We start from the raw sequence: 24361 nt of genomic DNA on the forward strand, positions 1-24361 counted from the left end.
TGGGGGTCGGCGGGGCCCCTTGTGGGTCAGGGGCCCCGCCGGACTCCCGTCAGACCTCTTCGACGCTGCTCGGCTCGCGCCGGGACAGGTCGATGCCGAGCTCCTCCGCAGCGCGGAAGACGTCCTCGTCGGTGTCGCGCATCTCGATGGACATGCCGTCCGAGGACAGCACCTCCACGTTGAGGCACAGGGACTGCATTTCCTTGATGAGCACCTTGAAGGACTCGGGAATGCCGGGCTCAGGGATGTTCTCGCCCTTGACGATGGCCTCGTAGACCTTCACGCGGCCGGTGACGTCGTCGGACTTGATCGTCAGCAGCTCCTGGAGGGCGTACGCGGCGCCGTAGGCCTCGAGCGCCCACACCTCCATCTCACCGAACCGCTGGCCACCGAACTGGGCCTTACCACCCAGCGGCTGCTGGGTGATCATCGAGTACGGACCGGTCGAGCGGGCGTGCAGCTTGTCGTCGACCAGGTGGTGCAGCTTCAGGATGTACATGTAGCCGACCGAGATCGGGTCCGGGAACGGCTCACCGCTGCGGCCGTCGAACAGCCGCGCCTTACCGGTCGGGAGCACCATGCGCTCGCCGTCCCGGTTCGGGATGGTGTGCTGCAGCAGGCCCGCCAGCTCGTCCTCGCGCGCACCGTCGAAGACCGGGGTCGCGACGTTGGTGCCCGGGTCGACCCGGTCGGCGCCGATGGCCTGCAGGCGCTGCGCCCACTCCTCCGCGAGGCCGGAGACGTCCCAGCCGCGGCTGGCGAGCCAGCCGAGGTGGATCTCCAGGACCTGTCCCGGGTTCATTCGGGACGGCACGCCCAGCGGGTTGAGGATGATGTCGACCGGGGTGCCGTCCTCCAGGAACGGCATGTCCTCGATCGGCAGGATCTTGGAGATGACACCCTTGTTGCCGTGGCGGCCGGCGAGCTTGTCACCGTCGGTGATCTTGCGCTTCTGCGCCACGTAGACGCGGACCAGCTGGTTCACGCCCGGCGGCAGCTCGTCGCCCTCCTCGCGGTCGAAGACGCGCACGCCGATGACCTTGCCGGTCTCGCCGTGCGGCACCTTCAGCGAGGTGTCACGGACCTCACGGGCCTTCTCGCCGAAGATCGCGCGCAGCAGACGCTCCTCGGGGGTCAGCTCGGTCTCGCCCTTCGGGGTGACCTTGCCGACGAGGATGTCACCGGCGATGACCTCGGCACCGATGCGGATGATGCCGCGCTCGTCGAGGTCGGCCAGGACCTCCTCGGAGACGTTCGGGATGTCCCGGGTGATCTCCTCGGGGCCGAGCTTGGTGTCACGGGCGTCGACCTCGTGCTCCTCGATGTGGATCGAGGAGAGGACGTCGTCCTGCACGAGGCGCTGCGACAGGATGATCGCGTCCTCGTAGTTGTGACCCTCCCACGGCATGAACGCCACGAGCAGGTTCTTGCCGAGTGCCATCTCGCCGTTCTGGGTGGCCGGGCCGTCGGCGAGGACCTGGCCCTCGATGACGCGGTCGCCCTCGTTGACGATGACCTTCTGGTTGACCGAGGTGCCCTGGTTGGAGCGGGCGAACTTGGCCAGGCGGTACGTGATGTACGTGCCGTCGTCGTTGGCGGTGGTGATGTAGTCCGCGGAGACCTCCTGGACCACACCGGCCTTCTCGGCCTTGACCACGTCGCCGGCGTCGACCGCGGAGCGGTACTCCATGCCGGTGCCGACGAGCGGCGCCTCGCTCTTGATCAGCGGAACGGCCTGGCGCATCATGTTCGCGCCCATGAGGGCACGGTTGGCGTCGTCGTGCTCCAGGAAGGGGATCATGGCGGTCGCGACCGACACCATCTGGCGCGGCGAGACGTCCATGTAGTCCACGTCCTCGGGGCCGACGTAGTCGACCTCGCCGCCACGACGGCGGACCAGCACGCGGGCCTCGGCGAAGCGGAGCTCCTCGTTCAGCGGCGCGTTGGCCTGCGCGATGACGAAGCGGTCCTCCTCGTCGGCGGTCAGGTAGTGCACCTCGTCGGTGACCTGGCCGTCGGTGACCTTGCGGTACGGGGTCTCGACGAAACCGAACGCGTTGACGCGGCCGTAGGTGGCGAGCGAGCCGATCAGACCGATGTTCGGGCCTTCAGGGGTCTCGATCGGGCACATGCGGCCGTAGTGCGAGGGGTGCACGTCACGGACCTCGAAGCCGGCCCGCTCACGGGAGAGACCACCCGGACCCAGCGCGGACAGACGCCGCTTGTGCGTCAGCCCGGAGAGCGGGTTGTTCTGGTCCATGAACTGGGACAGCTGGCTGGTGCCGAAGAACTCCTTGATGGAGGCGACGACCGGCCGGATGTTGATCAGGGTCTGCGGCGTGATCGCCTCGACGTCCTGCGTGGTCATGCGCTCGCGGACGACGCGCTCCATACGGGCCAGACCCGTGCGGACCTGGTTCTGGATGAGCTCGCCGACGCTGCGCAGACGGCGGTTGCCGAAGTGGTCGATGTCGTCGGTCTCGACGACGACCGTCTCGCCGTTGTCACCGCTGGTCTCGGTCTCGCCGGCGTGCAGCTTCACCAGGTACTTGATCGTCGCGATGATGTCCTCGACGGTCAGGATGCCCGCGTCCAGCGGGGTGTCCGTACCCAGCTTCTTGTTGACCTTGTAGCGGCCGACCTTCGCGAGGTCGTAGCGCTTGGGGTTGAAGTAGAGGTTCTCGAGCAGCGTCTGCGCGGCCTCGCGCGTGGGGGGCTCGCCCGGGCGCAGCTTGCGGTAGATGTCCAGCAGCGCGTCGTCCTGGCCCTGGGTGTGGTCCTTCTCCAGGGTGGCGCGCATCGACTCGTAGTCGCCGAACTCCTCGAGGATCTGCTCGGTCGTCCAGCCGAGCGCCTTCAGCAGCACGGTGACCGACTGCTTGCGCTTGCGGTCGATGCGCACACCGACCATGTCGCGCTTGTCGATCTCCATCTCCAGCCAGGCACCCCGGGACGGGATGATCTTGGCGGAGAAGATGTCCTTGTCGGACGTCTTGTCGATGGTGGAGTCGAAGTAGACACCGGGGGAACGGACCAGCTGAGACACAACGACACGCTCGGTGCCGTTGATGACGAAGGTGCCCTTGTTCGTCATGAGCGGGAAGTCGCCCATGAAGACCGTCTGGGACTTGATCTCACCGGTCTCGTTGTTGGTGAACTCGGCGGTGACGAAGAGCGGGGCGGCGTACGTGAAGTCGCGCTCCTTGCACTCGTCGATCGAGTTCTTCGGCGGCTCGAAGCGGTGGTCCCGGAACGTCAGCGACATCGACCCGGAGAAGTCCTCGATCGGGGAGATCTCCTCGAAGATCTCCTCCAGACCGGACTTGGTGGGGACGTCCTGACCGTTCTCCAGAGCCTCCTCGACGCGAGCCTTCCAGGCGTCGTTGCCGAGCAGCCAGTCGAAGCTCTCGGTCTGGAGCGCGAGAAGGTTCGGAACCTCGAGGGGCTCCTTGATCTTTGCAAAGGAGATGCGCAGCGGGGCGGTGCTGGCGCCGTTGTTCGTATTCGCGGTCGAGGCAGTGCGCGAGGCGGCCAAGAGGGGGTCCTTCCGAGGGCTCGGACTCACTACGCGCGTACCGGCCCCTCTCCCGTACACAGAGACGGAAACCCCAGGTCAGGGGAGCTTCGGCCATCGGTGTTCGAGTGAGGGCAGACCCCTGGTGACGGGCAGGGGGCAGCTAACAGGCAGCGCAAAGGGTCAGTGTAGCCACTTGGCACACTGATGTCCAGTGCGGGTTTCTCGAGACCCTCGCCGTGCTCACCGCTCTCGTCAACGCCCTCGGCATGTCTGCCCTCAACGCACGTTGATACTGCCCTCTTCGTCGTCGATCCATGCCTCGGATTCGGATCCTTGTGACGACGCGTCCTGAGAATTGCGCGCTGCGTGCGGTTCGTCAAGGGCCCCCCGGCGGAACCGGGCCGTCCGGAGCCACAACGAAGATCACCATACCCCCCGCCACGGCGAGTGCAAGGCAACCGCGGTCGGCCCTCCGGATACGCCGAAGAGCGACCACCCGGTTGGATGATCGCTCTTCGGTGCGTTCGCGTTACAGCCCCACGAGGCCGATCTCAGCGCGCAGTCGGACCCTGGCGGCCCGAAGGGTCTTACTTGACCTCGACGGAGGCGCCGGCGGCCTTGAGGGCCTCGGCGGCCTTGTCGGCCTGCTCCTTGTTGACCTTCTCGAGGACCGGCTTCGGGGTGCCGTCGACGAGGTCCTTGGCCTCCTTCAGACCCAGGGAGGTCAGCTCACGCACGACCTTGATGACCTGGATCTTCTTGTCGCCGGCGCCGGTGAGGACGACGTCGAACTCGTCCTTCTCCTCGACGGCCTCGGCGGCCGGGGCACCCGGGGCGCCGGCGGCGGCCACGGCGACCGGGGCGGCGGCGGTGACGTCGAACTTCTCCTCGAAGGCCTTCACGAACTCGGAGAGCTCGATGAGGGTCATCTCCTCGAACTGCGCGAGCAGGTCTTCCTGGCTGAGCTTCGCCATGACGGGCGATCCTTCCACTCAAATCGGCAGGTGCCGGATGTACTGGATGTGGCGGGCGTACGTCGGCCCGCTGCGACCCGTGCCTTCGGTACGGGTCAGAAAGCGAGCCGAATTACTCGGCACCGCCCTGCTCGGCCTGCTTGGCGCGGAGCGCGTCCACAGTGCGGACGAGCTTCGACGGGAGCGCCTGGAAGAGCGCGGCAGTCTGGGACTGCTTGGCCTTCATGGCGCCCGCCAGCTTGGCGAGCAGAACCTCGCGGGACTCGAGGTCCGCAAGCTTCTTGATCTCGTCGGCGGACAGCGCCTTGCCGTCAAGGACACCGCCCTTGATGACGAGATTCGGGTTGTCCTTGGCGAAGTCACGGAGACCCTTCGCCGACTCCACCGGGTCACCGGTGACGAAGGCGACGGCCGTCGGACCAGCGAAGAGCTGGTCGTCCAGCGTGATCCCGGCCTCGTTGGCCGCAATCTTGGTCAGCGTGTTCTTCACCACGGCGTACTGGGCGTTCTCACCGAGAGAACGGCGCAGCGTCTTGAGCTGCGCCACGGTGAGACCGCGGTACTCGGTCAGCACGGCGGCGTTGGAGCTGCGGAACTTGTCCGTCAGCTCCGCAACCGCGGCAGCCTTGTCGGGCCTCGCCATAGAGCCTCGGCCTCCTTCCGGGTGATTCGGACCGCGCGGACCCGAAGGAGGACTGGGGAAAACGAAACGCCCCGGCGCAGGCGCACGGGGCGGACTCGACCGGCCGTACACGCGCTCCGCGCGCGCACTCCGGGAGTACTTCCACTGTCACCTGCGCGGGTCGCCCACTTTTCAGCGGATCCTTCGGCCACCGCGCCCTCGTTCGAGCGCACGGCAACGACCAGCGGTCTTTGGCTTCTGGGGAAGAATACGGGACCGGGGCACCGTCGAGCAAATCGGGCTCCACGGCTCCCCGGTCCCGCTCCGGCTCAGGAAGAGGTGCCGGTGCCCGCCCCCGGAGCGACGGTGCCGGAACCGGTCGAGGTGCCGCCCGAGCCGGAGCCGCCGATGGACTTCATCAGGTCCTTGAAGTCCTTGGTGTCACTGGCCGGCGGCGCCTCGGCGGAGACCTTCACGCCGTAGTCGCTGTAGTAGGCGGTGCTGACCATGGTGCCGTTCGCCGTGGCGGCCCTCTCGGTCTTCTTCACCAGCAGGTTCTGGTCGTTGATCCAGATGTCGACGGTGTCCGTGGTGACGCCCGCCTGGTCGAGCTGCTTCTTCAGCGCCGACAGCTGGTCCGCGCTGAGGTTGCTGCTCCTGCCCGCCAGGGCGGCGACGTTCACCGTGCCCGAGTAGTGCGTGGTGTGCACGCCGGAGACCGTCTCCTCGCCGGCCTTCTTCACGTCGCCGGAGGCCAGCAGCATCTTCACGGACTGGTTCGGCGTGGAGTTCTGCAGCTGGTCCTTCAGGTACGACCCGGACGCGCCGCCGAGCTTGGCGAGGTCGTCGTACGCGTACTTGAGCCAGTGCTTGCCGCCCGTCTGCCGGGCGTACGCGTCGCTCATGTGCGCGTAGTACGCGTCCGGCAGGTAGCGGGCCTGCATCGACGTGTTGCCGGTCTGGCGCATCATGTCGGCCATCTTGCCGCCGGTGTACGTGATGGTGAGGTTGCCCTCCAGGCCGTCGCGCCAGGTGAGCGCGCCGTTCGCCGTCATCGCCATCAGGTCGCCCAGCGACGTGGTGGAGCGCACCTTCGCCGAGTCCGCCTTGTCGGTGGACTGCTCGGCCGTGCGCAGCGCGGCGATGGGGCTGACGTGGATCGCGCCGCCGCCGGCCGCCCTGTCGCCCTTTCCGGAGCCCGAGGAGCCGCAGGCCGCCACCCCCGTCAGCGCGGCCACCACCGCCACGGAGAGGGCCGCCCGGCGCGCCGTCGTGCTCTTCATTTGTCTACCCCCATGCAAGTCGAGTGTCTGCACCGTAGCTCAGGCCACTGAGTCGTCCGAAAGGTCGCACAAAGAAAGGACGGGCCCCGCACCTTGTTGGTTGCAGGGCCCGCCCTTCACTGACGCGTACCGGACGCGGCTACCGGGGGGAGCGGAAGGCTCAGACGGCGGCCGGGTCCTCCTCGACGAGGAGGTTGCGGGTGCGGTTCGGGTCGACCGGGATGCCGGGGCCCATCGTGGTGGTGATGGCGGCCTTCTTGATGTAGCGGCCCTTGGCGGCGGACGGCTTCAGACGGAGGATCTCCTCCAGCGCGGCGCCGTAGTTCTCCACCAGCTTGGTGTCGTCGAACGACGTCTTGCCGATGATGAAGTGCAGGTTCGAGTGCTTGTCGACGCGGAACTCGATCTTGCCGCCCTTGATGTCCGTCACGGCCTTGGCCGTGTCGGGGGTGACGGTGCCGGTCTTCGGGTTCGGCATCAGACCACGGGGGCCGAGGACGCGGCCGAGGCGGCCGACCTTGCCCATGAGGTCCGGGGTGGCGACGACGGCGTCGAAGTCCAGACGGCCCTTCGCCACCTCGTCGATCAGCTCGTCGGCGCCGACGATGTCGGCGCCCGCGGCACGCGCGGCCTCGGCACGCTCACCGGTCGCGAAGACCAGGACCCGGGCGGTCTTACCGGTGCCGTGCGGAAGGTTCACGGTGCCACGGACCATCTGGTCGGCCTTGCGCGGGTCGACACCCAGACGGAAGGCGACCTCGACGGTGCCGTCGAACTTGGTCGTGGAGGTCTCCTTGGCGAGACGGACGGCCTCGAGCGGGGCGTACAGCTTCTCCCGGTCGATCTTGGCGTCCGCAGCGCGGAGAGCCTTGCTGCGCTTGCTCACAACTTGCTCCTGTGTGTTCTGAAGGAGTCGTGGTCCTCGGGCCGAGCAGGCCCTGCCACGTGCGACCGGTCACGGCCGCATGACTGCTGGGGGGTGAGGTCAGCCCTCGACCGTGACGCCCATGGAGCGCGCGGTACCGGCGATGATCTTCGCCGCGGCGTCCAGGTCGTTCGCGTTCAGGTCGGGCATCTTGGTCTGGGCGATCTCGCGGACCTGCGCCTCGGTGATCTTGGCGACCTTGGTCTTGTGCGGCTCGCCGGAGCCCTTCTCGATGCCCGCGGCCTTGAGGATCATCTTCGCGGCCGGCGGCGTCTTGGTGATGAAGGTGAAGGAGCGGTCCTCGTAGACCGTGATCTCCACCGGGATGACCCAGCCGCGCTGCGACTCGGTCGCGGCGTTGTAGGCCTTGCAGAACTCCATGATGTTGACGCCGTGCTGACCCAGCGCGGGGCCGACCGGCGGGGCCGGGTTGGCGGCGCCGGCCTGGATCTGGAGCTTGATGAGCCCCGTGACCTTCTTCTTCTTGGGAGGCATTGCTCTCCGGGTCCTTTCATTCGGGTCCATGCCCGCGCGCGGATCGCGACCCTGACGCAGGCATACCGCACAACGATAACGGGTATAGATGCGCGGCTTAAAACCGTGCAGGTCAGACAGGCTGAGACAGCCCGCCTGACCTGCGCGGAAGCGATATGTCCGGCGATACCGCCAGAGAGGACTAGTTCTTCTGAATCTGGTCGAAGGACAGCTCGACCGGGGTCTCGCGGCCGAAGATCTCGACCAGGCCCTTGACCTTCTTCGAGTCGGGGTTGATCTCGTTGATGGTCGCCTGCAGCGTGGCGAACGGGCCGTCGGTGACGGTGACCGAGTCGCCCACCTCGAAGTCCAGCACCTGGACCTCGACCTTGCGCTGCGGAGCGGGCTTGCCCTCGGCCTCGGCGGCCTCGCGGGCGGCCTTCTCCTCGGCCTCCGGGGCGAGCATCTTGACGATCTCGTCCAGGGTCAGCGGGTACGGGTCGTAGGCGTTGCCGACGAAGCCGGTGACGCCCGGGGTGTTGCGGACGACGCCCCAGGACTCGTTGGTCAGGTCCATGCGGACCAGGACGTAGCCCGGCAGCTTGTTCTGCTTGATCGTCTTGCGGTCGCCGTTCTTGATCTGGACGACCTCTTCCTGCGGCACCTCGGCCTGGAAGATGTAGTCCTCGACGTTCAGCGAGACAGCGCGCTGCTCCAGGTTGGTCTTCACGCGGTTCTCGTAACCGGCGTAGGTGTGGATGACGTACCACTCGCCGGGCAGGGACCGCAGCTCCTCGCGCAGGGCCTCGACCGGGTCGACCGGCTCGGACGGCTCCTCCTCGGCGGCCTCGGCGCTCTCGGCGCCCTCGGCTTCGGCGCTCTCGGCGGCCTCGGCGCTCTCGGCTTCGGCGCCGGCCTCGTCGCCCTCGTCCTCGACGTGCAGCGCGGCAACCTCGGCCGGCTCGCCCGCCTCGGCCTCGGCAGCCTCGAACTCGTCCTGCTCGTCCGCGCCCTCGACGATGTCGAGCTCGTCGTCCACCATCTCGGCAGCGTTCCCGCGAGACTCGGTGGCGTCGTCGTTCAGGTTCGGGTCAGACACGATGGCTGCTTCTTCCTGGATACATGGTGGTGGAACATGCGAAAACGGGCGCCGGTGCCACGGCGCCCTTCGCTCTTGGCTCAGCCGAAGACGTACTTGGCCGCGTGGTTGAGCCCATAGTCAATCACGGTCACCAGCGCGATCATGATGGCGACGAAGAAGATCACCACGGTGGTGTACGACGTCAGCTGGTTACGCGTCGGCCAGACGACCTTGCGGAGCTCCGCGATGATCTGGCGGTAGAAGGTGGCGAGACGCCTCAGCGGGCCCTTCTTGGCGCGCTTGCCGCCCTTGCGGGCCTTCTTCTCGGGCACCTGGTCCTGGGCATCAGGCGTGTCGATGGAGCCCACGGCGTCCGTCATTGTCCTCACCTGGTCCCGGGTCGTGGCCGTGCCGCGCCCGGTTTCTGAGCCGCACGGCGGTGCATTGCTGTACGTACATACGCACACATCCTGGCGGTGTGTGTAGCAGGGCCGGAGGGACTTGAACCCCCAACCGCTGGTTTTGGAGACCAGTGCTCTACCAATTGAGCTACGACCCTTTGTATGTCCCCCAACGTACCGCATCCGGCCGGATGCTCGGTGTGCACCGGCTGCGGCGGCGGCTGCTGGAGGCCAACGAGGTGAGAGTGTACGTGGTCCGCGGCCCGGCGTCGAACAGAAAGTGCCCGTCCGGCTGCACCCGGCCAAAGATCGTCCTGGCCGGGCGCCGGATTCGGATCCGTGTTCACGACCCGACCCCTTGCTGTTCAGTCTGTGAAACCCGCATGCCGGGGGGATTTCCGGTCTGAAACCATGGGTCCATGAGCGCTGCAACCCCTCCCACCGAGCGCCGGGTCTCCGCCCGAGTCGGCGCGATCTCCGAGTCCGCCACCCTCGCCGTGGACGCCAAGGCCAAGGCCCTGAAGGCCGCCGGGCGTCCGGTGATCGGCTTCGGCGCCGGCGAGCCCGACTTCCCGACCCCGGACTACATCGTCGAGGCGGCCGTCGAGGCCTGCAGGAACCCGAAGTACCACCGCTACACGCCGGCCGGCGGCCTGCCCGAGCTGAAGTCCGCGATCGCCGCCAAGACGCTGCGCGACTCCGGCTGGGAGCCCGACGTCTCGCAGATCCTGGTCACCAACGGCGGCAAGCAGGCCATCTACGAGGCGTTCGCCGCGATCCTCGACCCGGGCGACGAGGTCATCGTCCCGGCGCCGTACTGGACGACGTACCCGGAGTCGATCCGCCTGGCGGGCGGTGTCCCGGTCGAGGTCGTGGCCGACGAGACGACCGGCTACCGGGTCTCGGTCGAGCAGCTGGAAGCGGCGCGCACGGAGAGGACCAAGGTCGTGCTCTTCGTCTCCCCCTCCAACCCGACCGGCGCGGTCTACTCCGAGGCCGAGACCGAGGCGATCGGCCGCTGGGCCCTCGAGCACGGCCTGTGGGTGCTCACCGACGAGATCTACGAGCACCTCGTCTACGGCGAGGCCACCGCCGTGTCCCTGCCGGCGCTGCTGCCCGAGCTGCGCGACAAGTGCATCGTGGTCAACGGCGTGGCGAAGACGTACGCCATGACCGGGTGGCGCGTGGGCTGGGTCATCGGCCCCAAGGACGTGGTCAAGGCGGCGACCAACCTGCAGTCGCACGCGACCTCGAACGTCTCCAACGTGGCCCAGGTCGCCGCCCTGGCCGCCGTCTCCGGTGATCTGGAGGCCGTGGCGACGATGCGCGAGGCCTTCGACCGCCGCCGCAGGACGATCGTGCGGATGCTCAACGAGATCGACGGCGTGGTCTGCCCGGAGCCCGAGGGCGCCTTCTACGCCTACCCGTCGGTCAAGGCCCTGCTCGGCAAGGAGATCCGCGGCAAGCGCCCGCAGAACTCGGTCGAGCTGGCCGCGCTGATCCTGGAGGAGGCCGAGGTCGCGGTGGTCCCGGGCGAGGCCTTCGGCACGCCGGGCTACCTGCGGCTGTCGTACGCGCTCGGTGACGAGGATCTCGTCGAGGGCGTGAGCCGCATCCAGAAGCTGCTGGCGGAGGCCCGGGACTGAGGCCCCCGTTCCGCGACCCACGCACACACCAGCGGGCCGTTTCCCCTCGGGGAGGCGGCCCGCTGGTGTGTGCGAGCAAGACCACGTACGGGGAAACGGCTACCGGGACGCCCGGGCCGTGCGGCAGGATCTGGGAATGGAGCGTGTACGTGATCTCTCTGAGCTGCCGAAAGCCCATCTGCACCTGCACTTCACCGGCTCGATGCGGCCGGGCACCCTGCTGGAGCTGGCCGACAAGTACGGCGTACGCCTGCCCGAGGCGCTGACGGAGGCGCTGACCAGCGGCGAGCCGCCCAAGCTCAGGGCGACGGACGAGCGGGGCTGGTTCCGTTTCCAGCGGCTGTACGACGCGGCGCGCTCCTGCCTGCGTGAGCCGGAGGACATCCAGCGACTGGTCCGGGAGGCCGCCGAGGAGGACCTGAAGGACGGCTCGGGCTGGCTGGAGATCCAGGTGGACCCGACGTCGTACGCGCCCCGGCTGGGCGGGCTGATCCCGGCGCTGGAGATCATCCTGGACGCGGTGGACACCGCCGCCCGGGCGACCGGCCTCGGCATGCGCGTCCTGGTGGCCGCCAACCGCATGAAGCACCCGTTGGACGCCCGCACGCTCGCCCGCCTCGCGGTGCGGTACGCGGACCGGGGCGTGGTCGGCTTCGGGCTCTCCAACGACGAGCGGCGTGGCATGGCGCGTGACTTCGACCGGGCCTTCCACATCGCGCGCGAGGGCGGCCTGCTGTCGGCCCCGCACGGGGGCGAGCTGACCGGTCCGGCCTCGGTCCGGGACTGCCTGGACGACCTGCACGCCTCGCGGGTCGGGCACGGGGTGCGCGCGGCGGAGGACGCGTGGCTGCTGAAGCGGCTGGCCGACCGGCAGGTGACCTGCGAGGTCTGCCCGGCCTCGAACGTGGCGCTCGGCGTCTACGAGAAGCCGGAGGACGTGCCGCTGCGCACCTTCTTCGAGGCCGGCGTGCCGATGGCGCTCGGCGCCGACGACCCGCTCCTGTTCGGCTCCCGGCTGACCGCGCAGTACGAGATCGCCCGGCAGGCGCACGGCTTCTCGGACGCCGAACTCGCGGAGCTGGCCCGCCAGTCGGTCCGCGGATCGGCCGCACCCGAGGACGTCAAGGCGCGGCTCCTGGCCGGCGTGGACACCTGGCTGACACGCCCGGCCGGCTGAGGCGGGCGGCTGCGGGGCCGCCCCGCTGTTCCCACTCCGCTCAGGACGTCAGGGCCGGGGCCGGCCACCGTCGTCGGCCGCGGTGATGCCGGCCAGCAGCGTCCTGGCGAGTCGTGCGGCGAAGTCGTCGACCGGCGGGCGCTCCCCCGTCTCGGTGGCGTCGTAGGCGAAGGCCCGTTGTGCGCAGGCGCCCAGCAGGAGGGAGGCGGCCGCGAAGGTGTCGGCGTCGGCGCGGACGCGGCCGGCGACCTGTTCGGCGCGGAGGTAGGCGTCCAGGTCGTGGATGGGCTTGTGCGGGCCGGAGCCGAGCCTGCGCAGGGCGTCGTCGTGCCGCCGCTTGAGCTGGGTCTCGGCGTACAGGGAGCCGGCGATCGGGAAGCTCTGCTCGTAGAAGAGGGCGGCCTGGCGGGCGATCTCGGTGAGGTTCTCCTCCAGCGTGCCCCGGCCCGGTTCGGCGGTGAGGCTGCTGAGCAGGGGGGTGAGCCGGGGCAGCCGTTCGGCGAGCACGCGCACGAACAGCTCCTCCTTGCTGGCGAAGTACTTGTAGAGGGCCGCTTCGGAGCAGCCGGCCGCGCGGGCGATCTCCTTGGTGGTGGTGCGGGCAAGTCCGACGGTGAGCATCAGCTCGTGGGCGGCGTCGAGGATGCGCACGCGCGCGGGCCTCTGCTCCATAAGTACGTCCAATCCCTTGACGAGTGGGTGAGCGCTTACCCACTCTAGGGGGAACTGCAGGGTGAGTGAACACTCACCCACCCCACCACACACGGGAGTGCCCATGAAGCTCACCGTCTTCGGGGCGACCGGCGGCATCGGCCGGGAGCTCGTCCGTCAGTCGCTGGACGCGGGTCACCGGGTCACGGCCGTCGTACGGGACCCGGCCCGGCTCGCCGTCACCGGCGACCGCCTCGACGTCGTGCGCGCCGACCTGACCGATCCGCAGGAACTGCGGGGCGCGGTCCGGGGCCGGGACGCCGTCCTGTCCGGTCTGGGCCCGCGCAGCCGCCAGGACGCCGGGGTCGCCACCCGGCTGACCCGTACGGTGCTGCGCGCCATGGACGCGGAAGGCGTACGACGGCTGCTCGTGGTCAGCGCCGGTCCGGTCGGGCCCGAGCCGCGGGACGACGGCCCGCTGGACCGCGCCATGCGGACGCTGGTGTCCGCACTCCTGAAGGACGTCTACGCCGACCTGCGGGAGATGGAGGCCGACCTGGCCCGCAGCGGCACGGACTGGACGTCGGTCCGGCCGCCGCGCCTGCAGGACAAGCCGCTCACCGGTCGCTACCGCACCGTCGTGGGCGGCTTCCCGCGCAAGGGCCGCTTCATCGCGCGCGCGGACGTCGCGCACGCGATGCTCGCGATGATCGACGACGAGGGAACGGTGAAGCAGGGCGTGGGCGTGGCGTACTAGCCCCTGGCCGGCCCTACAGGCCGACGCCCACCATCACCGGTTCGTTGACCAGGGTGATCCCGAACGCCTCGCGCACTCCGGCGACGACCTCGCGGGCCAGGGCCAGCAGGTCGTCGGTGGTGGCGTCGCCGCGGTTGGTCAGGGCGAGCGTGTGCTTGGTGGAGATGCGGGCGGGCCCGGCGCCGTAGCCCTTGGTGAACCCCGCCTTGTCGATCAGCCAGGCCGCGGAGGTCTTCGTACGGCCCTCCCCCGCCGGGTAGGCCGGGGGTTCGGCGCCGTCCCCGAGCCGCTCGCGCACGCGCGCGTGGAACGCGGTGAACTGCTCCTCGGTGAGGATCGGGTTGGTGAAGAAGGACCCGGCCGACCAGGTGTCGTGGTCCTCGGGGTCGAGGACCATGCCCTTGCCGGCGCGCAGCTTCAGCACGGTCGCGCGCGCGTCGGCCAGCGGCACCCGGTCGCCCGGTTCGACGCCCAGCGCGCGGGCCGCCTCGGCGTACTTCACGGGCGCCGACAGCCCGTCCGCGTCCTCCAGCTCGAAGCGGACCCGGAGTACGACGTAGCGCTCGGGGTCGGCCTTGAAGCGGCTGTGGCGGTAGGAGAAGGCGCACTCCTCGTTCGTCAGCGTGACGGTCTCGCCGGCGCGGCGGTCGTAGGCGATCACCTCGGTGATGGTGGAGGAGACCTCCTGGCCGTAGGCGCCGACGTTCTGGATCGGCGTGGCACCCGCCGATCCGGGGATGCCGGCCAGGCACTCGACCCCGGCGAGCCCGGCCTCGACGGTGCGGGCCACGGCGTCCGTCCACACCTCCCCCGCCGCCAGCTCAAGCGTCGTACCGCGCAGTTCGACGCCTCGGGTGGCGATGCGCAGGGCGGTGCCCTCGAAGCCCTTGTCGCCGATGACCAGGTTCGATCCACCGCCGACGACCAGCAGGGGCGTCCCGCTGTCGTCGGCCTCGCGGACGGCGTCGATCACCTCGGCGTCGGTGACGGCGGTGACCAGCCGCGCCGCGGGACCGCCCAGCCGGAAGGTGGTGAGCGGGGCAAGGGGGGCGTCGTGGAGTACCTGCACGGCCCCAAGACTACGAGACGGCGATCGGTGCTCCACCACGCACGTGGCGGGGGTCCCTCGGCGTGACCGCTACGGCACGCGTAAGGGGCGCCTCGCCCTGGAGGACACCCCTTACCCGGTTCTTGAACCGACCCGTCAGGCCAGTCGTACGACCGCGCGCGACATGCCCAGCACCTTCTGGCCGCCGCTGGTCGCCAGCAGGTCCACACGCACGGTGTTGTCGTCGAGCTTGGCCGCGACCTTGCCGCTGACCTCGATCACGGCGCCCTTGTCGTCGTTCGGCACGACGACGGGCTTGGTGAACCGGACGCCGTACTCCACGACCGCACCGGGGTCCCCGGTCCAGTCGGTGACCACGCGGATCGCCTCGGCCATGGTGAACATGCCGTGCGCGATGACGTCCGGCAGGCCCACCTCCTTGGCGAACTTCTCGTTCCAGTGGATGGGGTTGAAGTCGCCGGAGGCGCCCGCGTAGCGCACGAGCGTGGCGCGGGTCACCGGGAAGGTCTGCGCCGGCAGTTCGGTGCCGACCTCGATGTCGTCGTACGCGATGTTCGCCGTCATCAGGTGCTCACGCCTCCTCGGCCGCGCGGGCCACGAGCTTGGTCCAGGCGGTCACGACGTGCTCGCCCGCCTCGTCGTGCACCTCACCGCGGATGTCCAGGATGTCGTTGCCCGCGAGGGACTTGATCGCCTCGATGGTCGAGGTGACGGTCAGCCGGTCGCCGGCGCGCACCGGGCGGCTGTAGGCGAACTTCTGGTCGCCGTGCACCACGCGGCTGTAGTCCAGGCCGAGCTGCGGGTCCTCCACGACCTGCCCGGCGGCGCGGAAGGTGATGGAGAACACGAAGGTGGGCGGGGCGATCACATCGGGGTGCCCGTACGCCTTGGCGGCCTCGGGATCCGTGTAGACCGGGTTGGTCTCCCCCACGGCCTCGGCGAACTCGCGGATCTTCTCCCGACCCACCTCGTAGGGCGCGGTGGGCGGATAGGTCCGTCCCACGAAGGACTGGTCGAGCGCCATGGCCCGGCACCTCCTGATGTCTGCTGTGATGGGCCCAAACTAGCCGGAAGCGGCCGGCGAAACGCCACGAGGCCGCCCCCCGGAGGGGACGGCCTCGTGATCGAGCCTTTTATCGCGTCTCGCGGTGCGCGGTGTGCGCGTTGCAACGCGGGCAGTGCTTCTTCATCTCAAGACGGTCCGGGTTGTTACGCCGGTTCTTCTTGGTGATGTAGTTCCGCTCCTTGCACTCCACGCAGGCCAGCGTGATCTTCGGGCGGACGTCGGTGGCAGCCACGTGAGTGCTCCTATGACGAACGGGTGGACTGATTCAACGCAAGAAAGAGTAGCCGATCGAAGGACCGACCCCGCAATCGGCTACTGTCAGTAGCGGTGACCGGACTTGAACCGGTGACACAGCGATTATGAGCCGCTTGCTCTACCGACTGAGCTACACCGCTTTGATGAGATCGGACCCGCCTTGCGACGGGTACCTCTCACATCAGAGCCCCAAAACGGAATCGAACCGTTGACCTTCTCCTTACCATGGAGACGCTCTGCCGACTGAGCTATTGGGGCGAGCGATGAAGACATTACACGGTCCGCCGCCGTTCACCCAAATCCGTATCGCCGCGCCCGCCGCGGCCCGCCGACCCCGGATCTCCGCCGCCTCCTGAGCCCCAGGAGCGGTGCCGGACGGGCGGCGCCAGGCGCGGGCACGCGCGCGCGGAGTGAGGCGCGTACCCCCGAGGGCGGACCACGCCGGTACGACTATTGCGCTCCTCCGCGCCCTGCGCGGGTCGCCACCCTAGGCTCGACTCGCTCTGTGTGATCTTGGGGCGACGAGGGCCGCGGACGGCTCGAAAACGCCGGCGCGCCCCGAGCCCCCACCGCCCCGGCCACCGACCCTGGAGCGCGATGCCCGACAGCCAGCCGCAGCCGCACCCGCCGTCGAACTCGTCGGGGTCCTCGGGCCAGTCCGACCCGGCCGCTCACCTGCTGTGCGGGGCGCGGCTCACCGACGGCCGGACGGTGGACGTGCGGCTGTGCGGCGGGCGCATCGAGGCGGTGGGCACCGCCGGCAGCCTCGCGGCGGGCCCGCCCCGGCCGGGTGTCACCCGCGTCGACCTGAGCGGCTACCTGCTCCTGCCCGCCCCCGCCGAGCCGCACGCCCACGGCGACACCGCGCTCTCCGGCGAGTCCCCGGGTCCGGCCTCCTGCGCCCCCGAGGACATCCAGCGCCGGGCGACCGAGTCGGTCCTGCTCCAGCTCGGGCACGGCGCGACGGCGGTACGCGCGCACGTGCGCGTGGGCGACGTCCAGGGCCTCGGCGCGCTGGGCGCCGTCCTGCAGGCCCGCCGGTCGCTGCGCGGCCTCGCCGAGCTGACGGCGGTGGCGACGCCCCGGCTGCTGACCGGGGCGGCCGGCGCCGACGGGCTCGCCATGCTGCGGGACGCGGTGAAGATGGGCGCCTCGGTGGTGGGCGGCTGCCCGGATCTCGACCCGGATCCCACGGGCTACGTGGAGGCGGTCCTTGAGATGGCCTCCGAGCACGGCTGCCCGGTCGACCTGCACACCGACGCCGGCGACCCGGCCCGGCTGTCCCGGCTCGCCGCCATGGCGGGCGGTTTGCGCCCCGGCGTGACGATCGGACCGTGCGCCAGGCTCGCGCGCCTGCCCGTCGAGGCCGCCTCCCGCGCCGCGGACCAGCTCGCGGCGGCGGGGGTGACGGTGGTCTGCCTGCCCCAGGGCGGCTGCGGCGGCGCCGACCGCCGGGGGATGGCGCCGGTACGGCTGCTGCGCGCGGCCGGAGTCCGGGTGGCCGCCGGCAGCGGCGCCCTGCGCGACGTCTCGAACCCCGTCGGCCGCGGCGACCCCCTCGAGGCGGCCTACCTCCTGGCCTCCGCGCACGGCCTGCGCCCGGAGGACGCCTACGACGCCGTGAGCGCCTCGGCCCGCGCGGTCCTGGGCCTGCCGGAGGTCCGTGTGGAGGCGGGCTTCCCGGCCGAGCTCCTGGCCGTGCGCGGCGACCACCTGACCAGCGCTCTCTCCCTGGCCTACAGCCGCATCGTCGTGCACCGGGGCCGGGTGGTGGCCCGCACGAGCGCGGTCCGCGAGTACTGCCACTCGGCGGCGGCCGCGGAACTGGAGCTGCCGCGACAGGGGCGGGGGGAGCTGTCGTAGGGGCGGTTGCTCGGGTCGCGGCCGGCGTGGTGGAGGCGTGCGCGCCGGTCGCCTGCGGCTCTCGGCGGGGCAGGCGCCGCCGAGAGCGCGCCTGTCGCCTCGATTCGGCGCCGGTGTACGCCGGCGCGCGCGCTCAGCGCACCTGCGCCAGTACGTGGGGCCGGCGCAGTCACGCCAGTACGTGGGCCCAGCGCACTCACGCCAGTGCGACAGCCCGGCGCGCGTCATCCGGTGCGACGGCCCAGCGCTCACGCACGCCGGTGCGACGGCCCGGCGCGCGTCCGTCGGTGCGACGGCTCAGCGCACGCACGCCATTACGACGGCCCGCGCGGGTCCACGACCGTGGGCCCGGTGCGGGACCCGTACAGGGCCGGCGCGGTGACGGCCGCGCCGGTTAACTGATGCGGCGGACACGGCTCTTCGGGCGTACGGTCGGAAACATGCGCATTGTCATCGCTGGTGGTCATGGTCAGATCGCGCTGCGGCTGGAGCGACTGCTCTCCGCGCGCGGGGACGAGGTCGCGGGCATCATCCGCAAGGCCGAGCAGGGTGACGACCTCCGGGCGGCCGGTGCCGAGCCCGTTCTGCTCGATCTGGAGTCCGCCTCCGTGGAGGGCGTCGCGGCGCATCTGCAGGGCGCGGACGCGGCGGTCTTCGCGGCGGGTGCGGGCCCGGGCAGTGGAAGGGCGCGCAAGGAGACGGTGGACAAGGGCGCGGCGATGCTGTTCGCGGACGCGGCCGTCCGCGCCGGCGTGCGCCGCTTCATCGTGGTGTCCTCGATGGGCGCGGACCCCGCGCACCGGGGCGACGACGTCTTCGACGTGTATCTGCGCGCCAAGGGCGAGGCCGACGCGTACGTCAGCCGCCAGGAGGCCCTGGACTGGACGATCCTGCGCCCCGGGTCGCTGACGAACGACGCGGGGACGGGCCTGGTCCGGCTGGAGGCGCACACCGGGCGCGGCACCGTGCCGCGGGACGACGTGGCGGCCGTCCTCGCGGAGCTGGTGGACACCTCGGCCACGGCCGGCCTGACGCTGGAGCTGATCAGCGGTTCGACGCCGGTGTCGGTCGCGGTGAAGTCGGTGGCCGGGAACTGAGAGGCCCGTACGGTCGTTGGAGGAGCAGAACCGCTGCCGCTCCTTCAGAACTCAGGAACCAGAAGGTCCCAACAACTCAACAGCCCCTCGCAACCGACAAGTTCCGTCAGCGCTCGACGGCTCCCTCTCGCTCAGAAGAGGCGCAGCTGCCCGGGAAAGTCCGCCACGGCGTACCCGTCCAACGACGGCTGGACCGCGCCGAGTTGCGCAGGCCGGCGCGACCCGGCGCAGGAGACGAGTTCCCCGTTCTCCCGCGCCCCGGGCGGGTCGTGGCGCGCGAAGCGGCCCGCCACGACGGCGATGTCGCGTCGGCACACGGGGCAGGTTCTGCGTCGGGACGGCATGCCGTCAGTGTGCCCGCACCCGGGCGATGGCGGCACCGCCCTCGCCGTCACGTGCGCGTCTCCGCTTCCCATCGGTCCGGCCCCACCCCGCGCCAGTCGATCAGCGGCGAGTCGGCCACCTGCTCCGGCTCGATCTCCAGCCCGGCTCGGCGAAGGAACTCGACCAGGTCCCGCACGTTGTAGGCGAGGCCCAGGATCTCGCCGTCCACCCGGACCCGCCGGCCACCGGTCGGGGAGGGTACGTGCACGATGATGGGTCGTTTCCCGGCCATGGCTCCAGCATCGTCCGGACCGGCCGGACCCGCACCCGGGCCGGTCATGCGAGGTTTCCCGGCACGGTGTCCGGCCGACGCAGCGGGCATGCCGGGGCACCACCGTCGGTGAGCGCCCGTACCGCCTGGTCAGGGCCGGCCCCCGCGGCGCGGCGCCCGGCGCCGGAGCGGGGGCCGACATGGACGTACACGGCGTTCGGGCCGTTCGGACCGCGCTCGATCAGCCCGTCCGGTGCGGCCTCCCCGCGGGCGAGGCGGCGCTGCCGTGCGCCCTCACGGCGCTGCTCGTCCGCGATCCACCGGTCCATCAGGGCGAGCTGCCCGGCGGGCTGTTGTGCGACGACGCGGCGGGCGAAGCGCGGGATGCCGACACGCGTCAGCGGACGGTTATCGTTCACACGTTCGATTCTAGTGAATCCTCCGGCCTCCGGCACACGGGGTGGGCGACACATCCATCCGGCATCCGGCCCTCACCGTCGTCGCGCGGTCCGTGACGGTCAGCGGGGCTGAACCGGGAAGAGCATGCAACTGCTGGTGGCGTGCGCCAGCAGCCGGTCCTCGGGGTCACGGAGTTCCGCCTGCGCGAGGGCGGTGCGGCGGCCGGCGTTCAGGACGGTGCCGATGGCGCGGACCTTCCCGGTGTCGACGGTGATCGGGCGCAGGAACTTCAGGGTCAGGTCGAGCGAGGTGTAACCCATGCCCTGCGGCAGCACGGACTGCACCGCGCAGCCGGCCGCCGAGTCCAGGAGCGTGGCGTAGACGCCGCCGTGGACACTGCCGATCGGGTTGTAGTGCTCTTCGCCCGGCACCATCACGAAGACCGCCCGGCCGTGTTCGGCCTCCTCGAGGGTGAAGCCCAGGGTGGCGGCGATGGGCGGGGCGGGCAGCCGCCCGGCCAGGATCTCGCGCAGGAAGTCGAGACCGCTGTGATGGGGAACGGCTCCGGCGGAGACGGCGGGGTCTTCCCAGTCGAACGTCCGTGACCTGCCCATACCCGCTCCCTGCTGCTCTGACTTCATACATCGAAACTAGGTGGGCCCACCTCTGGCTGTCAATATCGAAGCCAGCCTAGGATGGGTGCATGAGCTGGCTGGAGACGAGCACCGAGAACTGCACCGTCCAGCGGACGCTGGACCTGGTCGGCGAGAAGTGGTCGTTGCTGCTGCTTCGGGACGCCATGAACGGCGTCCGGCGTTTCGACGACTTCCGGCGGCACATCGGGCTGTCCGAGGCCGTGCTGGCGGACCGGCTGCGCAAGCTGGTGGCCGCCGGAATCCTGGAGACCGCCGCCTACCGCGAGCCGGGCAGCCGCACCCGGCACGAGTACCGGCTCACGCGCAAGGGCTGGGACCTGTGGCCCGCGATGATCGCCCTCAAGCAGTGGGGTGACCGGTACACCGCGGACCCCGAGGGGCCGCCGCTGGAGGTGCGCCATGCGGACTGCGGCGAACCGGTCCGGGCAGTGATCGTCTGCGGGCAGGACCACGGACCGCTGACGCCGCCGCAGGCCCGTACCCGCCCGGGACCGTCGGCACGCCCCCGGGCCTGACCGACCCGGCCGCCTACCGCCGTCACCCCGCCAGGCCCGCCGGCCGTCATCGGGCTCAGGGAGCGTTCGGCACCACCATCGGGCTCAGGGGCTTTCCGCGCGCCGTCGGACTCAGGGGCCCGCCGGCCGCAGATTCGGGGGACGTTCGGCCGCATTGGACTCAGCGGCCCGCCGGTCACCGTCGGACTTGGAGGACGTCCGGCCGCCATCGGGCTCAGGGGCCTTTCCGCCCACCATCAGGCTCAGGAGCCCTCAGGCCACCATCGGGCTCAGGACCCCGCCCACCATCAAAGTCGGGACCCCCGCCCGTCTTCGGCCTCAGTCGCCGTCCGGGCCGACACGGATGAGACCCGGGCCGGCGTCGACGAACGAGTCCCCGAGCCGCACGTCGTGTCCCTCGTCGCACCGGAGCACGGCATGCACCTCGGCACCGCATTCCTTGTGGCGCAGAACGACCGGGGGCCCTGCTCGCCTGCGGCCCAGGCATCGCCCCATCGCCGCAGCGCCACGAGCACCGGCAGGAAGTCCCTGCCCTTCGCGGTCAATTGGTAGGCATGCCGGGTCCGCTGGCCGGGCTCCCGGTAGGGGACGCGCTCAAGGAGTCCCGCGGCGGTCAGCTCCTTCAGACGCGCCGCGGCGGCGGGTTCGCCGATCCCCACCCGCTTCGCGAAGTCGTCGAACCGGCGGGTGCCGAAGAACGCCTCTCGCATGATCAGCAGCACCGCCCGCGTGCCGACGATCTCCAGGCCGGCGGTGCGCCCATGCTGGACATGACGCTGTTCCGCTCGAGGTCGTTCAGCGCCGCCATGTTCGTCGCAGCCGTCTCCCTGTTCGGCTTCACCGGCGTGGCCATCCTGTCCGTGCTCTTCTACGAGCGCGTCCAGCGCCTGTCCGCCCTGGACGTGGGGTGGCGTCTGCTGGCCTTCTTCGGCGTCTACGTCGTCGTCGCCTACGCGACCGGCCGGCTGATCCGCCGCACCGGCTTCAAGCTCCCGCTCACCCTGGGCTTCCTCGTCGGAGCCGCCGCCAGCGCCGGATTAGTCACCGTGTCGCCCAACACCCCCTATTCCCAGGTGTGGTGGCTGTACGTCCTCTTCGGTGCCGCCTGCGGGATGGTGGCCGCGCCGAGCACCGCGGCGGCCCTGGTCAGCGTCTCCCACGAACGCGCCGGCATGGCCTCCGGAGCCGTCAACGCCTTCCGCCAGATCGGATCCGTCACCGGCTCCTCCCTTCTCGGCGCGCTCCTCGCCGGCCGGCTCCAGTCCCAGCTGCCGGCCCGGCTCGATGCCCACCACGTACCCCGAGCGGCCTGGCCCGCCGTCGAGCACGCCGTCTCCACCGGCAGCACCCGCGATGCGGCGCCGCCGAGCGTGACGGCCGCGGTCGGCGACGCCTTCACCTCCGGGGTGCACGCGGGCATGGCCGTCGTCGCCGTCGTATTCCTGTGCGCGGCGCTCTCCTCCGCACTCCTGGTGCACAACCGCCCGCATCACACCACCGCGACAGCGAACTGACGCACGGTTTGCGAGGAGTTGCGCCCGGGTCGCCGGGGCGCGGGGCGGCGAGCCGTACACCGAGTCGCCCGCGACGCGCCCCCGGGGACGCCCGGCTCAGACCCGCGGTGAGCCCTCAGTTCCGAGGGCGCCACCGGCCTGCGCCCCTTACCCGGAGGGCTCGACCGGTCGAGCCCTGCCGAGGCCCTTACCCGTCGAACGCGAAGCGGAAGACCGTCGACTGCCTGGCCTGGAAGCCGAGGCGTTCGTACAGCCTGTTCGCCGCCGCGCGATCCGGCCGGGAGGTGAGGTCCACAGTCCGGGCGCCCGCCTGCTCGGCGATGCGCAGGGCCTCCTGGATGAGGAGTCCAGCGACGCCCCGCCCCCGCGCGGAACTGTCGACGACCACATCTTCGACGCGGCCCCTCACCCCGGACGGCAACGGCAACAGCACCAGAGTCAGGGTGCCGACGATCGCCTTGGAAGTCCGGGCGACGAGCACGGTGTTGGCATCACAGGTCACCATCCGCTCGACCGCTTCGAAGTCGAGGGGCTTGGCCGTCGACGACAGTTGCGGCAGAAGCCGGCCGAAGGCTTCGACAAGTTCCGGAGTCGCTGCACGAGTGATCTCCACATGAACGTCCATGCCGGGAGCGTAGCCATCACCGACCACAGCGGCGGGATCTCACCGGCTGAGGACGGCTCACCGCCTTGACCCGGTCAGGGACTCCCGGCCAAAGTCGCTGCGCCGCCCGCTCGCCAGAGTGGCGGCTTGCCGTACTGCGGGGCGGCCGGGGTGGCCTCGCAGGGTCGTCAGTCCGCCGTCGCCTCCGTCCCGATCAGGGAGAACGCGAGGATCGAGACGCGCGTGATCAATCCCGCAAGCAGGATCGTGCCGAAGCCCTCGACCTCCAGCGCGGAGACCTTTCCGCCCAGCCAGGACAGCAGCCACCAGATGAGCGAGTCCTGTACGAATCCGGCCAGGCCGAAGGCCAGCAGGGCCGGGGCCGGGACACGGGCGGACGGGCCGACGTAGACGAGCTGGGTGAGGCCCACGACCACGAGGGCCGCGATCACGAGTGAGAGCAGCACATCCATGCCTTGCGCACCCAGGGTGATGCCGGGCAGCAGGGCTCCTGCGATGCATACGCCAACGAGGGCACCGAGCTTGCGTCGTCCGCCTATGTCAGTCATGGGCGGACTCTCGCACGCGCGAGGCGAACTTGTGAAGATTCCGTAGAGCCCCGCCGGCGGTCCACCGCCTGGTCCGACGCGTCGCCGTCGATACGGGCCGGCAGCCGCCCGGTCGTCTCCGCGGGCAGGCAGCGTTTTCGGCCAACGGATCGATCCGCACACCGAGACGCCGAAGCACACGCGGCGGGGCGTCAGTGATCCACTCGCCGATCGCCGACAGCAGCGTCGCCCCGGCCGGTACCGCGCACGCGGTCAACGCGAGTACGACGACCAGAGCGTGCCGCGCACTGCGTGGGTCGGGCACCTCGGCCGGCACGTGGGGTGCGATCCGCGGGACCACAAGGGGCTGCCTGCGCCCCCTTCACATACGGTCAGCCGGGCGCTGCCATGACGGGTCACGGCCCGCCGGTCCCAGAGCGCGGTCAAACAGCGGCGCGGTCGGCGGCACGCTGACCTCAGGGCCGAACACCCCACGCCGGTCCTCCGTGGACGATCGGCCGAGACATGTCGCCGCTAGGCCGGTGTCGACGGTCCCCGTGAAAAATCAGATTCCTAGGCCGTCGCCCGCCGGACCTGGTAGTTCCAGCGTGTGAGCGCCCGGACGACGGTCTCGGCGCCAATGGGGTTGGCACTGCGGACGAAGACCGTCGA

Annotated in this window: 27 protein-coding genes, 3 tRNA genes and 1 pseudogene; 7 read left to right on the top strand and 24 right to left on the bottom strand. The window is 70.4% G+C overall.

Annotated features, from left to right (window positions below; genetic code table 11):
• Window positions 1-49 precede the first annotated feature (49 nt).
• The 9 genes from rpoB to ACLU3S_RS09320 form a co-directional block, all read right to left on the bottom strand.
• A complete protein-coding gene (gene rpoB / locus ACLU3S_RS09280) occupies window positions 50-3535 on the bottom strand; it encodes a DNA-directed RNA polymerase subunit beta (protein WP_413951262.1) in 3486 nt (1161 codons plus the stop codon).
• Window positions 3536-4104: 569 nt separating this feature from the next.
• Window positions 4105-4491, bottom strand: coding sequence for a 50S ribosomal protein L7/L12 (gene rplL, locus ACLU3S_RS09285; protein WP_413951263.1), 387 nt, complete (start codon window positions 4489-4491; stop codon window positions 4105-4107).
• A 112-nt stretch (window positions 4492-4603) separates the two neighbouring features.
• The gene (rplJ, locus tag ACLU3S_RS09290; protein ID WP_413951264.1) at window positions 4604-5134 is read right to left on the bottom strand and encodes a 50S ribosomal protein L10; all 531 of its coding nucleotides are present in this window, start codon (window positions 5132-5134) and stop codon (window positions 4604-4606) included.
• A 308-nt stretch (window positions 5135-5442) separates the two neighbouring features.
• Window positions 5443-6396, bottom strand: a complete 954-nt coding sequence (locus ACLU3S_RS09295; RefSeq protein ID WP_413951265.1) for a hypothetical protein — start codon at window positions 6394-6396, stop codon at window positions 5443-5445.
• A gap of 160 nt (window positions 6397-6556) precedes the next feature.
• A complete protein-coding gene (rplA, locus tag ACLU3S_RS09300) occupies window positions 6557-7282 on the bottom strand; it encodes a 50S ribosomal protein L1 (RefSeq protein ID WP_413951266.1) in 726 nt (241 codons plus the stop codon).
• A 99-nt stretch (window positions 7283-7381) separates the two neighbouring features.
• Complete coding sequence (gene rplK / locus ACLU3S_RS09305) at window positions 7382-7816, bottom strand: 50S ribosomal protein L11 (protein WP_030345386.1); 435 nt, start codon at window positions 7814-7816, stop codon at window positions 7382-7384.
• Between the two features lie 181 nt (window positions 7817-7997).
• Window positions 7998-8894, bottom strand: coding sequence for a transcription termination/antitermination protein NusG (gene nusG, locus ACLU3S_RS09310; RefSeq protein ID WP_413951267.1), 897 nt, complete (start codon window positions 8892-8894; stop codon window positions 7998-8000).
• Window positions 8895-8974: 80 nt separating this feature from the next.
• Window positions 8975-9256: a preprotein translocase subunit SecE gene (gene secE / locus ACLU3S_RS09315; protein WP_413951268.1), complete on the bottom strand. Its 282-nt coding sequence runs from the start codon at window positions 9254-9256 to the stop codon at window positions 8975-8977.
• Window positions 9257-9362: 106 nt separating this feature from the next.
• Window positions 9363-9435, bottom strand: a tRNA-Trp gene (locus ACLU3S_RS09320).
• A 261-nt stretch (window positions 9436-9696) separates the two neighbouring features.
• Here ACLU3S_RS09320 and ACLU3S_RS09325 point away from each other — a divergent pair.
• The gene (locus ACLU3S_RS09325) at window positions 9697-10923 is read left to right on the top strand and encodes a pyridoxal phosphate-dependent aminotransferase (RefSeq protein WP_413951269.1); all 1227 of its coding nucleotides are present in this window, start codon (window positions 9697-9699) and stop codon (window positions 10921-10923) included.
• Between the two features lie 136 nt (window positions 10924-11059).
• The gene (locus tag ACLU3S_RS09330) at window positions 11060-12100 is read left to right on the top strand and encodes an adenosine deaminase (protein WP_413951270.1); all 1041 of its coding nucleotides are present in this window, start codon (window positions 11060-11062) and stop codon (window positions 12098-12100) included.
• 48 nt (window positions 12101-12148) lie between these two features.
• Here ACLU3S_RS09330 and ACLU3S_RS09335 read toward each other — a convergent pair whose 3' ends face one another.
• Entirely contained in the window at window positions 12149-12772 is a 624-nt protein-coding gene (locus ACLU3S_RS09335) for a TetR/AcrR family transcriptional regulator (RefSeq protein WP_413951271.1), read from the bottom strand.
• A 103-nt stretch (window positions 12773-12875) separates the two neighbouring features.
• Here ACLU3S_RS09335 and ACLU3S_RS09340 point away from each other — a divergent pair, with 103 nt between their 5' ends.
• The gene (locus ACLU3S_RS09340) at window positions 12876-13508 is read left to right on the top strand and encodes an NAD(P)-dependent oxidoreductase (protein WP_413951272.1); all 633 of its coding nucleotides are present in this window, start codon (window positions 12876-12878) and stop codon (window positions 13506-13508) included.
• A 13-nt stretch (window positions 13509-13521) separates the two neighbouring features.
• On the opposite strand, the gene ACLU3S_RS09345 is transcribed toward ACLU3S_RS09340, so the two are convergent.
• From ACLU3S_RS09345 to ACLU3S_RS09370, 6 genes are all read right to left on the bottom strand, one after another.
• Window positions 13522-14577 (bottom strand): UDP-N-acetylmuramate dehydrogenase, encoded by a 1056-nt coding sequence (locus tag ACLU3S_RS09345; RefSeq protein ID WP_413951273.1) that lies wholly within the window; start codon window positions 14575-14577, stop codon window positions 13522-13524.
• 135 nt (window positions 14578-14712) lie between these two features.
• Complete coding sequence (locus ACLU3S_RS09350) at window positions 14713-15141, bottom strand: MaoC family dehydratase (protein WP_413951274.1); 429 nt, start codon at window positions 15139-15141, stop codon at window positions 14713-14715.
• A 7-nt stretch (window positions 15142-15148) separates the two neighbouring features.
• Window positions 15149-15601: a MaoC family dehydratase N-terminal domain-containing protein gene (locus ACLU3S_RS09355; RefSeq protein WP_413951275.1), complete on the bottom strand. Its 453-nt coding sequence runs from the start codon at window positions 15599-15601 to the stop codon at window positions 15149-15151.
• A 109-nt stretch (window positions 15602-15710) separates the two neighbouring features.
• The gene (gene rpmG, locus ACLU3S_RS09360) at window positions 15711-15875 is read right to left on the bottom strand and encodes a 50S ribosomal protein L33 (RefSeq protein WP_003948671.1); all 165 of its coding nucleotides are present in this window, start codon (window positions 15873-15875) and stop codon (window positions 15711-15713) included.
• Window positions 15876-15965: 90 nt separating this feature from the next.
• A tRNA-Met gene (locus ACLU3S_RS09365) sits at window positions 15966-16038 on the bottom strand.
• Window positions 16039-16083: 45 nt separating this feature from the next.
• Window positions 16084-16156 (bottom strand) — tRNA-Thr (locus ACLU3S_RS09370).
• 339 nt (window positions 16157-16495) lie between these two features.
• On the opposite strand from ACLU3S_RS09370, the gene ACLU3S_RS09375 reads away from it, so the two are divergent.
• Window positions 16496-17761 carry an amidohydrolase family protein gene (locus ACLU3S_RS09375; protein ID WP_413951276.1) on the top strand — a complete coding sequence of 422 codons (1266 nt, stop codon included), beginning with the start codon at window positions 16496-16498 and terminating at the stop codon, window positions 17759-17761.
• Between the two features lie 440 nt (window positions 17762-18201).
• On the top strand, window positions 18202-18858 hold the full coding sequence (locus ACLU3S_RS09380; protein ID WP_413951277.1) for an SDR family oxidoreductase: 657 nt from the start codon (window positions 18202-18204) through the stop codon (window positions 18856-18858).
• 131 nt (window positions 18859-18989) lie between these two features.
• Here ACLU3S_RS09380 and ACLU3S_RS09385 read toward each other — a convergent pair whose 3' ends face one another.
• The 4 genes from ACLU3S_RS09385 to ACLU3S_RS09400 all read right to left on the bottom strand — a co-directional run bounded on the left by ACLU3S_RS09385 (window position 18990) and on the right by ACLU3S_RS09400 (window position 20466).
• A complete protein-coding gene (locus ACLU3S_RS09385) occupies window positions 18990-19202 on the bottom strand; it encodes a hypothetical protein (protein WP_413951278.1) in 213 nt (70 codons plus the stop codon).
• A 47-nt stretch (window positions 19203-19249) separates the two neighbouring features.
• Window positions 19250-19474 (bottom strand): hypothetical protein, encoded by a 225-nt coding sequence (locus tag ACLU3S_RS09390; protein WP_413951279.1) that lies wholly within the window; start codon window positions 19472-19474, stop codon window positions 19250-19252.
• 44 nt (window positions 19475-19518) lie between these two features.
• The gene (locus ACLU3S_RS09395; protein WP_413951280.1) at window positions 19519-19872 is read right to left on the bottom strand and encodes a DUF6233 domain-containing protein; all 354 of its coding nucleotides are present in this window, start codon (window positions 19870-19872) and stop codon (window positions 19519-19521) included.
• A gap of 99 nt (window positions 19873-19971) precedes the next feature.
• The gene (locus ACLU3S_RS09400; protein WP_413951281.1) at window positions 19972-20466 is read right to left on the bottom strand and encodes a PaaI family thioesterase; all 495 of its coding nucleotides are present in this window, start codon (window positions 20464-20466) and stop codon (window positions 19972-19974) included.
• 89 nt (window positions 20467-20555) lie between these two features.
• On the opposite strand from ACLU3S_RS09400, the gene ACLU3S_RS09405 reads away from it, so the two are divergent.
• Entirely contained in the window at window positions 20556-21023 is a 468-nt protein-coding gene (locus tag ACLU3S_RS09405) for a winged helix-turn-helix transcriptional regulator (protein WP_413951282.1), read from the top strand.
• Between the two features lie 287 nt (window positions 21024-21310).
• Here ACLU3S_RS09405 and ACLU3S_RS09410 read toward each other — a convergent pair whose 3' ends face one another.
• Entirely contained in the window at window positions 21311-21769 is a 459-nt protein-coding gene (locus ACLU3S_RS09410) for a winged helix-turn-helix transcriptional regulator (protein ID WP_413951291.1), read from the bottom strand.
• Here ACLU3S_RS09410 and ACLU3S_RS09415 point away from each other — a divergent pair.
• Window positions 21758-22537: pseudogene (locus tag ACLU3S_RS09415) on the top strand (MFS transporter); the annotation flags it as partial. The gene ACLU3S_RS09410 and the pseudogene ACLU3S_RS09415 overlap by 12 nt on opposite strands.
• 187 nt (window positions 22538-22724) lie before the next feature.
• Here ACLU3S_RS09415 and ACLU3S_RS09420 read toward each other — a convergent pair.
• From ACLU3S_RS09420 to ACLU3S_RS09430, 3 genes are all read right to left on the bottom strand, one after another.
• Window positions 22725-23162, bottom strand: coding sequence for a GNAT family N-acetyltransferase (locus ACLU3S_RS09420; protein ID WP_413951283.1), 438 nt, complete (start codon window positions 23160-23162; stop codon window positions 22725-22727).
• A 167-nt stretch (window positions 23163-23329) separates the two neighbouring features.
• Window positions 23330-23710: a hypothetical protein gene (locus tag ACLU3S_RS09425; RefSeq protein ID WP_413951284.1), complete on the bottom strand. Its 381-nt coding sequence runs from the start codon at window positions 23708-23710 to the stop codon at window positions 23330-23332.
• A complete protein-coding gene (locus ACLU3S_RS09430; RefSeq protein ID WP_413951285.1) occupies window positions 23703-24050 on the bottom strand; it encodes a transposase family protein in 348 nt (115 codons plus the stop codon). The genes ACLU3S_RS09425 and ACLU3S_RS09430 overlap by 8 nt, the downstream gene beginning before the upstream one ends.
• Window positions 24051-24361 lie beyond the last annotated feature (311 nt).

Source organism: Streptomyces sp. AF1A, from assembly GCF_047340315.1.
Taxonomy (GTDB): Bacteria; Actinomycetota; Actinomycetes; order Streptomycetales; family Streptomycetaceae; genus Streptomyces.

Bases quoted from the DNA above. Each gene is read 5' to 3' on its own strand.
- rplL (WP_413951263.1), bottom strand. From the start codon at position 4,491: ATGGCGAAGCTCAGCCAGGAAGACCTGCTCGCGCAGTTCGAGGAGATG.
- rplJ (WP_413951264.1), bottom strand. From the start codon at position 5,134: ATGGCGAGGCCCGACAAGGCTGCCGCGGTTGCGGAGCTGACGGACAAG.
- ACLU3S_RS09295 (WP_413951265.1), bottom strand. From the start codon at position 6,396: ATGAAGAGCACGACGGCGCGCCGGGCGGCCCTCTCCGTGGCGGTGGTG.
- rplK (WP_030345386.1), bottom strand. From the start codon at position 7,816: ATGCCTCCCAAGAAGAAGAAGGTCACGGGGCTCATCAAGCTCCAGATC.
- secE (WP_413951268.1), bottom strand. From the start codon at position 9,256: ATGACGGACGCCGTGGGCTCCATCGACACGCCTGATGCCCAGGACCAG.
- ACLU3S_RS09325 (WP_413951269.1), top strand. From the start codon at position 9,697: ATGAGCGCTGCAACCCCTCCCACCGAGCGCCGGGTCTCCGCCCGAGTC.
- ACLU3S_RS09330 (WP_413951270.1), top strand. From the start codon at position 11,060: ATGGAGCGTGTACGTGATCTCTCTGAGCTGCCGAAAGCCCATCTGCAC.
- ACLU3S_RS09335 (WP_413951271.1), bottom strand. From the start codon at position 12,772: ATGGAGCAGAGGCCCGCGCGCGTGCGCATCCTCGACGCCGCCCACGAG.
- ACLU3S_RS09340 (WP_413951272.1), top strand. From the start codon at position 12,876: ATGAAGCTCACCGTCTTCGGGGCGACCGGCGGCATCGGCCGGGAGCTC.
- ACLU3S_RS09350 (WP_413951274.1), bottom strand. From the start codon at position 15,141: ATGACGGCGAACATCGCGTACGACGACATCGAGGTCGGCACCGAACTG.
- ACLU3S_RS09355 (WP_413951275.1), bottom strand. From the start codon at position 15,601: ATGGCGCTCGACCAGTCCTTCGTGGGACGGACCTATCCGCCCACCGCG.
- ACLU3S_RS09375 (WP_413951276.1), top strand. From the start codon at position 16,496: ATGCCCGACAGCCAGCCGCAGCCGCACCCGCCGTCGAACTCGTCGGGG.
- ACLU3S_RS09380 (WP_413951277.1), top strand. From the start codon at position 18,202: ATGCGCATTGTCATCGCTGGTGGTCATGGTCAGATCGCGCTGCGGCTG.
- ACLU3S_RS09385 (WP_413951278.1), bottom strand. From the start codon at position 19,202: ATGCCGTCCCGACGCAGAACCTGCCCCGTGTGCCGACGCGACATCGCC.
- ACLU3S_RS09390 (WP_413951279.1), bottom strand. From the start codon at position 19,474: ATGGCCGGGAAACGACCCATCATCGTGCACGTACCCTCCCCGACCGGT.
- ACLU3S_RS09400 (WP_413951281.1), bottom strand. From the start codon at position 20,466: ATGGGCAGGTCACGGACGTTCGACTGGGAAGACCCCGCCGTCTCCGCC.
- ACLU3S_RS09405 (WP_413951282.1), top strand. From the start codon at position 20,556: ATGAGCTGGCTGGAGACGAGCACCGAGAACTGCACCGTCCAGCGGACG.
- ACLU3S_RS09420 (WP_413951283.1), bottom strand. From the start codon at position 23,162: ATGGACGTTCATGTGGAGATCACTCGTGCAGCGACTCCGGAACTTGTC.
- ACLU3S_RS09425 (WP_413951284.1), bottom strand. From the start codon at position 23,710: ATGACTGACATAGGCGGACGACGCAAGCTCGGTGCCCTCGTTGGCGTA.